At 51.0% G+C, this 12114-nt stretch carries 7 protein-coding genes; 6 read left to right on the plus strand and 1 reads right to left on the minus strand.

What is annotated here, in order from left to right; genetic code table 11:
* The first annotated feature begins 90 nt into the window (after positions 1-90).
* The 5 genes from ACZ5PT_RS12655 (at position 91) to typA (ending at position 9617) form a co-directional block, all read left to right on the plus strand.
* Positions 91-1152, plus strand: a complete 1062-nt coding sequence (locus ACZ5PT_RS12655; protein ID WP_464266740.1) for a sodium ion-translocating decarboxylase subunit beta — start codon at positions 91-93, stop codon at positions 1150-1152.
* Positions 1153-1220: 68 nt separating this feature from the next.
* Entirely contained in the window at positions 1221-3029 is a 1809-nt protein-coding gene (locus ACZ5PT_RS12660; protein WP_464263397.1) for a biotin/lipoyl-containing protein, read from the plus strand.
* 444 nt (positions 3030-3473) lie between these two features.
* Positions 3474-5162: a Na/Pi cotransporter family protein gene (locus ACZ5PT_RS12665; RefSeq protein ID WP_464263398.1), complete on the plus strand. Its 1689-nt coding sequence runs from the start codon at positions 3474-3476 to the stop codon at positions 5160-5162.
* A gap of 229 nt (positions 5163-5391) precedes the next feature.
* Positions 5392-7650, plus strand: coding sequence for an anion permease (locus tag ACZ5PT_RS12670; RefSeq protein ID WP_464263399.1), 2259 nt, complete (start codon positions 5392-5394; stop codon positions 7648-7650).
* Between the two features lie 158 nt (positions 7651-7808).
* Positions 7809-9617, plus strand: coding sequence for a translational GTPase TypA (gene typA / locus ACZ5PT_RS12675; protein ID WP_464263400.1), 1809 nt, complete (start codon positions 7809-7811; stop codon positions 9615-9617).
* Between the two features lie 123 nt (positions 9618-9740).
* Here the strand turns inward: typA and ACZ5PT_RS12680 are convergent, their stop codons facing one another.
* Complete coding sequence (locus tag ACZ5PT_RS12680; RefSeq protein ID WP_464263401.1) at positions 9741-11120, minus strand: sigma-54-dependent transcriptional regulator; 1380 nt, start codon at positions 11118-11120, stop codon at positions 9741-9743.
* 162 nt (positions 11121-11282) lie between these two features.
* Between ACZ5PT_RS12680 and ACZ5PT_RS12685 the strand changes: the two genes are divergently transcribed.
* Complete coding sequence (locus ACZ5PT_RS12685; RefSeq protein ID WP_464263402.1) at positions 11283-11963, plus strand: putative metalloprotease CJM1_0395 family protein; 681 nt, start codon at positions 11283-11285, stop codon at positions 11961-11963.
* Positions 11964-12114 lie beyond the last annotated feature (151 nt).

The following is a 12114-nucleotide window of genomic DNA, read 5'->3' on the forward strand; positions in this document are numbered from 1 at the left end:
TAAAAGAAAGACTAAGGATATCAGGTGAATATTTTTCAAGACTTCCTATCTACAACTGCGTTCGCCACCATGACCGCAGGAAATATGTTGATGATTATCATCGGCATCATCTTTATTACTCTGGCGATCCGCAAGGATTACGAGCCGTTACTGCTTGTTCCAATCGGCTTCGGTGTGGTCGTTGGTAATATTCCTGCGGTCGAAGGGATGCTGCTCAGTGTTTATGATCAGGGCAGTGTGCTGAATATGATCTATTACGGGGTCAGTCAGGGGCTCTTCCCGCCACTGATCTTCCTCGGTATCGGTGCAATGACCGACTTTTCCACGATGCTTTCCAATCCGAAGCTGGTGCTGCTTGGAGCTGCTGCCCAGGTTGGTATCTTTCTGACTTTTCTCGGCGCACTTTACCTCGGGTTTACCCCGGCGGAATCTGGCGCTATCGGCATTATCGGTGGTGCTGATGGGCCGACAGCAATCTTCCTCGCGGCCAAATTAGCCCCCCATCTCCTCGGCTCGATTGCCATTGCCGCTTATTCCTACATGGCTCTGGTGCCGGTTATCCAGCCGCCGATTATGAAGCTGTTAACGACACGTGAAGAGCGCTTGATCCGCATGAAGGCGCCGCGCAAAGTTTCGCAGCGGGAAAAGATCATATTCCCGATCGTTGGCTTTCTGATTGCTGCGGCCATCGCTCCGGGCTCCATTGTTCTGGTTGGCATGCTCTTTTTTGGCAACCTGCTTAAAGAGAGTACGCGCACCGAGCGTCTGGCCAATACCGCCAGAAACTCCATGATTGATATCGTCACCATCCTGCTCGGTTTCTCCGTTGGGGCGAGTACTCAGGCGCAAACGTTTATCACTTCTGAGTCGATGCTGATCTTCGGTCTTGGCGCAGCTTCTTTTGCCGTCGCGACTGCGGGTGGGCTGATGTTTGCCAAATTTATGAATCTGTTCCTGACAGACAAGATCAATCCGCTGGTCGGTGCTGCGGGTGTTTCCGCTGTCCCCGATTCTGCTCGGGTGGTGCAGATGGTTGGCATGAAGGAAGATCCGCAGAACTTTCTGCTGATGCACGCCATGGCCCCGAATGTGGCTGGGGTGCTTGGTTCAGCTATTGGTGCCGGTATCCTCTGGTCGGTTCTGGTTCTTTAGACCTGCGATTTTGACGGTGGGATCAAACTGTTTATTAAGTTCAACTCGAAATATATAGGGGCAACAAGATGAGTAAAAAAGTTAAATTCATGTGCACCGCCTTCCGGGACGGTCTTCAGTCGGCTTATGGCGCTCGCGCTTACACCGAGGACTTCATGCCAGCTGTAGAGGCGGCACGCAACGCAGGTATTGAGTATTTGGAAGCTGGTGGCGGCGCTCGTTTTCAGTCGCTCTATTTCTACTGTAATGAAGACGCCTTCGATATGATGGATCGTTTTCGCGAAGTGGCTGGCCCTGATGCGCAACTGCAAACCTTGGCCCGTGGCACCAACGTTGTCGGCCTTGAGTCGCAGTCGAGCGATGTCATCAGAATGCATGCCGAGCTGTTTGCCAAGCATGGTATCAGCACCATCCGGAATTTTGATGCACTCAACGATCTGAATAATCTCAATTTTAGTGGTAAGTGCATCGCCGAGGCTGGTCTTAATCACCAGATCTGCGTCAGCATGATGGAACTTCCTCCTGGTTGTAGCGGCTCGCATGACCCAGATTACTACGAATCGGTGCTCAAGGAGATCATTGCCTCGGACATCCCCTACCACTCCGTCTGTTTCAAGGATGCTTCCGGAACTGCCACCCCCGCAAGTGTCTATGAGTCGATCAAGCGGGCTCGCAAGCTGCTCCCTGGGGATATGAATATTCATTTCCATACCCACGAGACAGCCGGAACCGGCGTAGCTGCCTACACCGCAGCGCTTGAAGCAGGTGCGGACACCATTGACTTGTCTCTGGCTCCCTGCTCGGGAGGAACCTGCCAGACTGACGTTTTGGTTATGTGGCACGCGCTGCGTGGTACCCGGTTTGACCTTGATGTTGATATCGACAAGGTGCGCGAGGCTTCTGAAGTTTACAAGGACTGCATGAAGGACTACTTCTTGCCGCCTGAAGCTATTGCCGTTGAGCCGCTGATTCCATGGAGTCCGATGCCGGGTGGTGCTCTGACCGCCAATACCCAGATGCTGCGCGATAATGGCATCATGGACAGATATCCAGAGATGATCAAAGCGATGAGCGAATGTGTCCGCAAGGGCGGCTTCGGCGCTTCGGTCACCCCGGTATCCCAGTTTTATTTTCAGCAGGCATTCAACAACGTTATGTTTGGCGAGTGGCAGCGGATTGCCGAGCCTTATGGGAAGATGATTCTCGGTTACTTCGGCAAGACTCCCTTGCCGGCCGATCCGGAAATCATGAAGATCGCTGAGGAGCAACTCAAACTGCCACCGACGACTCTTCCACCGCTTGAGATCAACGATGCTGATCCGACCAAGAGCCTCGCCCATTCGATGGATATGTTGCGCAAGGAAGGGCTTGAAGAAACCAAGGAGAACATCTTTATCGTTGCGACTTGCCGCGAAAAAGGGATTAAGTTTCTCAAGGGTGATGGAGAAATTGGTGTTCGCAAGGTCGACAAGGAAAAAGAACATGCTATCGGTGAAACCGCCGATCATGGCGACTTTGTCGTCACCGTCGATGGGACCGACTATCAAATGTCTCTGAATGGTGAAACTGTGACCGTCAACGGGAAGGTGTTTTCTACTGATATCCGCCGTGATGTGCATGGCACGCACAGCCCACAGGCCGTTGATGCTGCCGCCTCGGGTGGAACTTCAGTGAATGCTCAGATCCCTGGCAATGTTTGGAAAATTCTGAAAAATCCGGGTGATGATGTTGCTGAAGGAGAAACGATCCTTATTCTCGAAGCGATGAAGATGGAGATTCCGGTGAGTGCGCCTGGTGCGGGGAAAGTGACCCACTTGGAAGTTGCCGAGGGTGAGCAGGTGGTTAATGGGCAAGAACTTGCCAGGATTGCCTGCTAACGGATAACTCTTTCAACTTTATTGTAAACCTGGAATGCTATGCGGGGGTTGAGGAAGGTCGTTTTTCTTTGGCTCCCGCATTGTTTTTTGCTTTTTGCATCATTTTGTTGTCGAGTGCGGTGCTTGCAGTAGCCACTCCCGCAGTTTTTCTTGAGGGATAGTCCTCGTGGGTTTCTTTAGTTTTGATATGGAATGTCCTGTCTTTACTTATTTTTTTGCAATTCGTAATTTTAATGCTCGTTTTTAATTCTGCGCTAACACAATCCTAACAATCTCCTTATAATGTACCCCGCCAGATTGGTTCGCTGTGTCAATCGTGGGGTTTGCAAATGATCTGTTCTCAGGGTTTTATATTGGTCGGACGGCCATTTGTGTCTGCCCGATATTTTGGCATAGAGTTGTTCAGTGCAGATATTTAACTTTATGATTTTTAGGATTTAACAAATGATTGAACCCTTTAAGATGGGCTATACCGCCATCGGTGGTCTTGGGATTTTTATCCTTGGTATGAAGTATCTTTCCGATAGCCTGCAGATGCTTTCGGGAGGCATGATCCGTAAGGCGATCGCGTCGGTGACGACCAATCGCTTTTTAGCGGTGCTGGTTGGTCTGTTTATAACCACCTTTGTTCAGTCGTCTTCGATTACCACGGTCATGGTTGTCGGATTGACCAATGCCGGGCTGATGCAACTGACCCAGGCCATCGGTGTCATTCTTGGCGCCAATATCGGTACGACCATTACCGGCTGGATATTAGCGGTCAAGGTCGGTAAGTATGGCCTGCTGCTGATCGCCATCGGCGTTTTTCCGATGCTCTTTTCCAAACACGACCGAATCTCGGCCAGTTCGAAGGTGCTTTTTTCCCTGGGTCTGATTTTTTTCGGTCTGCAGATCATGAGTGGCGCTTTTAAGCCTCTACGCAGCGACGAATCCTTCATGAATCTGATGCTGACGCTCGATGCGCAGACACTGTTGAGTATCCTCGGCTGTGTCGCTATCGGCTGTCTGATGACCATGGTTATCCAGAGCAGTTCGGCGATGCTCGGCATCACCATTGCGCTAGCGACAACTGGCGCGATCCCGCTGTACACTGCCGTAGCGCTGGTCATGGGTGAAAATATCGGTACGACCATCACGGCACAGTTTGCAGCTATCGGAGGCTCTACCGCCGCGCGCCGGGCAGCGATGGCGCACAGTGTTTTTAACCTGCTGGGGGTGTTTATCATCATTGCCCTCTTCTCGCCATATGTCAGTATGATCGAGAAGTTTGTTCCGGGTGTTTCCGGCTTTGTCGATGCCGATGGCAATCGTCCCTACATTGCTGCTCATATCGCGATGGGGCACACCTTCTTTAATGTCACTGCTACGCTGGTGATGCTGCCGTTTCTCAATTATCTCGCCAGGCTGGTCGTCAGGATGGTGCCAGAAAAAGAAGGCGCCGAAAAGGGTTCCTTTAAATACATCGGGGCCCCTGGGTCGATGCCGATGGCGATGGGTATCTCGATGGTTTTCGAGGAACTCAAGCGGATGCAGAAGCGCGTTAATAAGACCCTGCGGCATGCTGGAAGTTATCTTCAGCGTGATCTGAAGGGGCGTGATCGTTTCTATCGCAAGGTGAAATCTCTGGAAGAAGAAACGGACATCATCCAGCATGAGATTACCACTTTCACCGTCACCCTGATGCAGGCCGGTCGTGCCAGTAAGGAGCAGTCGGATCGCGCTTATAGCTTTGTGCGTGCGGCCGATGAGCTTGAGTCAATTGCCGACTATGCCGCTTCTCTTTGTTCCTATATGAAACGCCTCGACAAGCACGATCTTGATTTTAGTAAGGAGGCCTGGAAAGATCTGCTCAACTTTCATCATGAGGTCTTCTCTTTCTTCAACCGTGTCTGTAAATCTTTCAACAACGAAGATCTGAATAACACGCGTAAAATTTACGACGAAGCCAATCGTCTTAACGATCTAGCGGATAATATTCGCAAGGCGCACCTCGTTCGGATGAAAGAAGGCTCCTGTGGTGCTCTGTCCGCGCTGACTTTTAGCGATATGGCCGTGGCTCTGCGACGGGTTAAAAATCATACCGTCAACCTGCATGAGGCGCTTTTTGATCAAACTGTGACAGGGGGGAAATAAACGAGGGTGAAGCCAAATAAATCATGATTTTAATGTTACACTAACATAATCCTAATATTCTGCTTATATGGTCGGTCTGTGTTTTGGGTTATGTTAGTTAAATGAGCTTGCAAAGATCGTTTTAACCAATGATCTGAAACCGGATATACCAATGGGTATGTCCGGTTTTTTTGCGGAAAACTGGTCGGTGCGGGCCGCTGAACAACGCTGAAAAGGATAGTCGGATAGTATGAGTACAGAAATTTTCTTTGTTGCAGTGTGTCTTCTTGGTTTGATTGCGCTGTTCGACATCATGGTCGGTGTGAGCAACGATGCGGTCAACTTTCTCAACTCCTCGATCGGTTCACGGGTGGCACCGCGGGCCACTATCATGGTTATTGCCAGTTTGGGGATCTTGGCCGGAGTGACCTTCTCCAGCGGCATGATGGAGGTGGCACGCAAGGGGATCTTCCATCCTCAGTTTTTTACCATGCCGGAATTGCTGACGATTTTTCTGGCGGTTATGATCACCGACATCATTCTGCTCGATCTTTTTAATACCTACGGGCTGCCCACCTCGACGACCGTTTCCATTGTTTTCGAACTGCTCGGCGCTGCTGTGGCCGTTTCGCTGCTGAAAATCGTCCAGTCCGGAGACAGCCTGCTGACGATTGTCCAATATATAAATTCGGCCAAGGCGATCACTATCATCATGGGGATTTTGCTTTCGGTCGCTGTCTCCTTTGTTTGCGGCGCCCTGGTACAGTTTCTGACCCGATTGTTGTTTACCTTCGATTATCAGCAGCGGATCAAACGCTATGGTGCTCTGTGGGGTGGCGTCGCTTTGTCGTCGATCACCTATTTTATTCTGGTCAAGGGAGCCAAGGGTGCTTCCTTTATGTCCAAGCAGGATGTCGCCTGGATCAAGGGTAATACCGTTTTTCTGCTGCTGATTATCTTTGTCGTCTCGGCAATCATTCTGCAGGTCTTGCAGGTGCTGAAGTTTAACATTCTCAAGCCGATTGTCCTGGTCGGGACCTTTGCATTGGCGATGGCGTTTGCCGCCAACGATCTGGTTAACTTCATCGGTGTGCCGATGGCCGGTCTGCACGCTTACGAGTCGGCGATGGCGACGGCCTCGCCGCTGACCGCCACTATGGGCGCGCTCGGCAGCAAGGTGCAGACGGAGACCTTTTTTCTGCTGCTGGCCGGCGTGATCATGGTTGTTACTTTGTGGCTGTCGAAGAAGGCCCGCACGGTCACTGAAACTGAACTCAGCCTCAGTCAGCAGGATGAGGGCAATGAGCGGTTTGAGTCGATTTTCCTGTCCCGCGCTATTGTGCGGCTGGTGCTGCATGTTTCAGACACGATGCGACTGATCGTGCCGAAGGGGGTGCGCTCCATTGTTGCCCGGCGACTCGACCCCGGCAACGCCCCGGTGTTGGCCGAAGGGACCCGCCCCTCGTTCGACCTGCTGCGCGCTTCGGTCAACCTGATGGTGGCCAGCGCCGTGGTATCCTATGCCACCTCCAATAAATTGCCGCTTTCAACCACCTACGTTACCTTTATGGTTGCCATGGGCAGCTCTTTTGCCGATCAGGCCTGGGGGCGTGAAAGCGCCGTTTACCGGGTTACCGGTGTGCTGACTGTTATCGGCGGCTGGTTTATGACCGCAGTCATCGCCTTCACCCTCGCCGGCCTGTTTGCCACGGTCATTTTTTATGGCCAGGGCTTTGGTGTGCTGGTGCTGCTGGTTGTTGCTGTGGGTTTGATCTGGAATGCGCACCGCAAGCATCGGGCGATGACGGCCGAAGCGGAGAAGGAGACGATCTTCAATCTCAAGTCGATTGAAGATGCCCAGGATAGTGTTGAGACGACCTTTGGGCATATGAGCTTTTTGTTGCGTGAGACCCGTGAATCGCTCGATGTGACCCTTGAAGCGCTGTTTCGGCAGAACTTTGACCGGATTGGTGGTCAACGCAAGCGGCTGAGTAAATTTCAACAGTGGTCGAACATCATCAGCGCTAACATGTTTAAGTCGATGCGCTTGCTCGGCCAGAAGGATCTGGCGGTCTCGCATAAATATCCGCAGACCATTCGACGTCTGCAGAAACTCTCTGACGCCCATCGGGATATCGTTCTGCGTGCTTATACCCACGTCGGTAATCACCATGAGGGACTATTGCCGGTCCAGGTTGAAGAGTTGGAGCAGGTCAGGCAACTGCTCGATGAGATTTTGCTCGAGGTTGAAGAAACCTTCAGCCGCCGACAAACCGCTGACCTCAAGCGTCTGAGCGCAAAGGATGGCCAGTTGCGCGCCCTCGCCAAAAAACTCAATAAGAGTCAGGTGGCAAGGATTCAGGATAATTCGTCCAAGACCCGTCTTAGCATCCTCTATTATGCGATTGTCGGCAATGCGACGTTGTTGTCGAAGCATAATCTTGAGCTGCTGGAGATCTTCCATCGATCTTTCGGTGCAATCGAAGAGGGACCTGCGGACGACTCCTGATCACCGGCTGAAGTTGTTTTTACTGACGCCTTCGCGGCATTTTTTGTTGCGGAGGCGTTATTTTTGTCTGAACAGCCTTATTTGCTTGGCACACCTACGCCTTTCTGACATAATCTCCCGTCTTTTAAGAAAATAACGCTATTTAAAGGGTTTAACTGATGTCGGAAATGATTCGCAATATCGCTATTATCGCCCACGTTGACCACGGCAAAACCACTTTGGTTGATGCCATGCTGGTTCAATCCGGGGTTTTTCGTGAAAATCAAGCCATTACCGAACGGGTGATGGATAGCAACGATCTGGAGAAAGAGCGCGGGATCACCATCCTGTCGAAGAATCTTTCGGTTCAGCATGGCGGTCTGAAGATTAATATCGTCGATACTCCAGGTCATGCCGATTTTGGTGGCGAGGTTGAGCGCGTCTTGAAAATGGTCGATTCGGTCCTGCTGCTGGTCGATGCCTTCGATGGTCCGATGCCGCAGACCCGTTTTGTGCTGAAAAAGTCACTTGACTTGGGGCTCAAGCCGATCGTCGTTATCAATAAAATTGACCGTCCCGGTTGCCGTCCAGAGGCGGTGGTCGATATGGTCTTCGATCTGTTCTGCGAGCTGAACGCCAACGAAGATCAACTTGATTTTCCGATTGTTTATGCGAGTGCTAAAAATGGTTACGCCATGCATGAGTTGGGGGACGAGTCTAGTAATCTCGAGCCACTATTCGACGTGATTCGTGACCGGGTCGATCCTCCCCAGGTTGATGTTAATGCCCCGTTCCAGTTGTTGGTCACCAATATCGCCTATAACAAGTTTATCGGCCGGATCGCCACTGGTAAGATTTTTAACGGCCGGGTCAAATCGGGCGAAACCATCGCCTGGATTGATAAGGATGGCAATATTAAAAAAAGTCGCATCTCCAAACTGCTTGGTTACCAAGGTCTGCAGCAAGTTGAAGTTGAAGAAGCGACGGCTGGAGACATCATTTCTATCGCCGGTTTTGAAGATTTGGGCATCGGTGAAACCCTGGCCTGCGCAGAAACTCCAATTGCTCTGCCTTATGTCGCGATTGATGAGCCGACCCTGTCGATGAACTTCATGGTCAGTAACTCACCTTTTGCTGGCCTCGAAGGTAAGTTTGTCACTTCGCGGAACATTCGTGACCGTTTGACCGCTGAGTTGCGGACCAATGTTTCGTTGCGGGTTGCAGATACCGAAAGTACTGATACATTCAAGGTTTCTGGCCGTGGTGAATTGCACCTGTCGATCCTGATCGAGAACATGCGTCGCGAAGGTTTCGAGATGTCGGTTTCCAAGCCGGAGGTTATTTATCGTGAAATTGATGGCCAGCGCTGCGAACCGATGGAGTATTTGACCATCGACGTGCCGGAAGAATATCAGGGTTCAGTCATCGAAAGACTCGGCACCCGTAAAGCCGAAATGGTGGCGATGCAGCCGATGGATGGCACCAATCGGATTGAATTTATCGTTCCGGCCCGTGGCTTGATCGGTTTTCGCACCGAATTTATGACCGAAACCCGCGGTACCGGGGTGATGAACCACACCTTTCACGAGTACGGACCCTACAAGGGTGCGATTGTCGGCCGGAAGACTGGTGTCATTATCTCTATGGATTCTGGCGTGACGGTTGGCTACTCATTGTTCAAATTGCAGGACCGCGGATTCCTCTTTGTCGACGCCGGGGTCGATGTTTACGAGGGGATGATCATCGGTCAGGCTGCCAAAGAGGGCGACCTGGTTGTCAATGCCTGTCGCGGTAAACAACTGACCAACGTGCGTTCCTCTGGTACTGATGAGTCGACGCGTCTGACCACGGTGACCGCTCTGTCGCTGGAGCAAGCGTTGGAGTATATCGCTGATGACGAGCTGGTCGAGGTGACGCCGAAGTCGATCCGCCTGCGTAAGAGATATCTCGACGCCAATGATCGTAAGAAGATGGAAAAGAAAAAGTAGAACTTAGAGAGCTCTTTCTGCGGCGCTCTTGTTAACATCGTAAAAAAACGGGCAGAGGTTGTCCGAAAAAATTATAAAGGCCGGTTCCGTAATGGAGCCGGCCTTTTTTGTGTCCATCTGCTCTTAGAGTTCGATGTCGAGACGTTTGATTTTTTCTACCAGTGTCGTTCGGTTGATGCTGAGCAGATTGGCGGCACGGGCCTTAATGCCATTTCCTAAATCCAGTGCCTGATGAATCATCTGTCTTTCGATGTCAGCAATCACCCGGTTAAGGTCGACCCCCTCGCTGGTAACTTGCGGTGCAGTAGAGTGCGCTTCACTGCTGGAGTTGCTGATATCGGGGGGAAGGTCGTTGCGGGTGATACTGCCGCCGTCGGTTAGGGCAACGGTCCGCTCGATGATGTTTTCCATCTCGCGCACGTTGCCTGGCCAGTCATAGGCTTCAATGTCATGCAGCGCATCCTGATCAAGTGACATGAGAGGGCGGTTCATCTCTTTGCAGATTTTTCCGAGAAAAAATTTTGCTAACAGGGTGATGTCGCCGCGCCGGTCTTTAAGTGACGGCAGGACAATAGGGATGACGTTTAAGCGATAGTAGAGGTCTTCACGGAAATGGCCGGCTTTGACCTGTTCGGTCAAGTCGGCGTTGGTGGCAGAGACCAGCCGGACATCCAAGCTGATTTTACGGCTCGAGCCGACCCGCTCAAATTCATGTTCCTGCAGGACCCGGAGCAATTTCATCTGCAGTTGCAGTGGCATGTTGCCGATCTCATCGAGAAAAATTGTCCCGCCATTGGCTGCTTCGAACTTGCCTGGCTGGTCGGCAATGGCACCGGTGAACGATCCTTTGGTGTGTCCAAAAAGTTCTGATTCGAGAAGGTCCGCAGGGATAGCGCCACAGTTGATGGCGATAAACGGCTTGTCTTTGCGTTGGCTGTTAAAGTGGATTGCTTTGGCGACCAGTTCTTTGCCGGTCCCGGACGCGCCGAGAATCAAAATGGTCGAGTCGGTGTTGACGACCTTCTCCATGCGGGCGAAAACCTGTTGCATGCTTTGACTGGTGCCGATGATCTTGTCGAACTTATATCTTCTGTGTAACTGTTGTCGTAGATATTTATTTTCGCTGACGAGTTGACTTTTTTCCAGGGCTTTGGCGACTTGAAGTTTAAGTTTTTCAAAATTGAAGGGCTTGGTGATGTAGTCGAAGGCTCCTTCTTTCATTGCTTCAACAGCTGTTTCTGCCGAAGCGTTGCCGGTGATCAGGATGAAACAGGTTTGCGGGAAATTCTCTTTAACCTGTTTGAGGATGTCAATACCGCTGACACCGGGGAGGAAAAGGTCACTGATAATCAGCTCGAATGATTGTTTCTTCAGCAGTGTTAAAGCGCTTTCCCCGGAATGGCAGGTCGTAACGCGATAGCCAGCACGGGTAAGGAGAAGTGAAAGGGCTTTGCAGCTTTCCTGTTCGTCATCAATCAACAGGATTTGTATGTTTTGCGACATCGGTAGCCTCCGGGGATGGAGCGTCATTTCATTGACGTAATTTAGCATGTGCAGAAAGTTGTCACAAGTTTTAATAGGTTGGTTGCTGTGGATGAGATTTGTTGACCTTAATGTTGGTTTTGTGAGATATTGAAAAAGACGAACTCTATATAGAGGTTTTTTATGCTCGATGGTATTAATTCACAAGCAGCTTCTTTTGCGGCAAACCAGTTCCAGGGGCGAACGGAGCAGTCTGCCACTGTAACGCCGAACAGTGAGCACGAGGAGAAGGTCGCTAGCGCTGGACAGGTGCGGAACGTGCCTGGCCAAGAAGAGGTTGGTGCTGACGGTCGCAAGCGTGATTCCTTTGAACTGAGTCAGGAGGCAGAAGAAATTCGTCAGTTACAGGTTCGTGATCGCGAAGTGCGAGCCCATGAAGCCGCTCACGCTTCAACGGGTGGCTCTTATGCCGGTGGTCCTTCGTATTCCTTAGAGCGAGGCCCTGATGGCCAGTCCTATGCTGTTGGTGGCGAAGTCAGTATCGATATTTCGCCGATAGCTGGTGATCCGCAGGCGACTATACAAAAAGCGCAGCAGGTTCGTGCCGCAGCTTTGGCTCCTGCAGAACCTTCTGCTCAGGATATGAAGGTGGCACAGCGGGCGCAGTCGATGGCCGCTGAGGCGCGTGTGGAATTGGCTCAAAAACAGTCCGAAGAATTAAAAGAAGTCGACCCGGAAGCTTCCTCTGCCGCAGATGGAGAGACGGAAGAGGATGCAGCTTCATCGGTTTCGCCTCAATTAGACCCACAGCCATCGAGCAATAATATTTCTTCAGGTTTTGCCCGTCTCAGCGTTCAGGCTTAAACAATTTAATTTTATAGAGCCATTTTTTTTACCCTTCCTGGTACATATGTAGTAATAAATCTTTTTCGTGTAATTATCCGATATCACATCATTTCCCTGGTTGTTGTGCCTTTATTGCTGGAATTAAGTACAAGATCTGTACGTAGTAAAA

Source organism: Desulfuromusa ferrireducens, assembly GCF_055389805.1.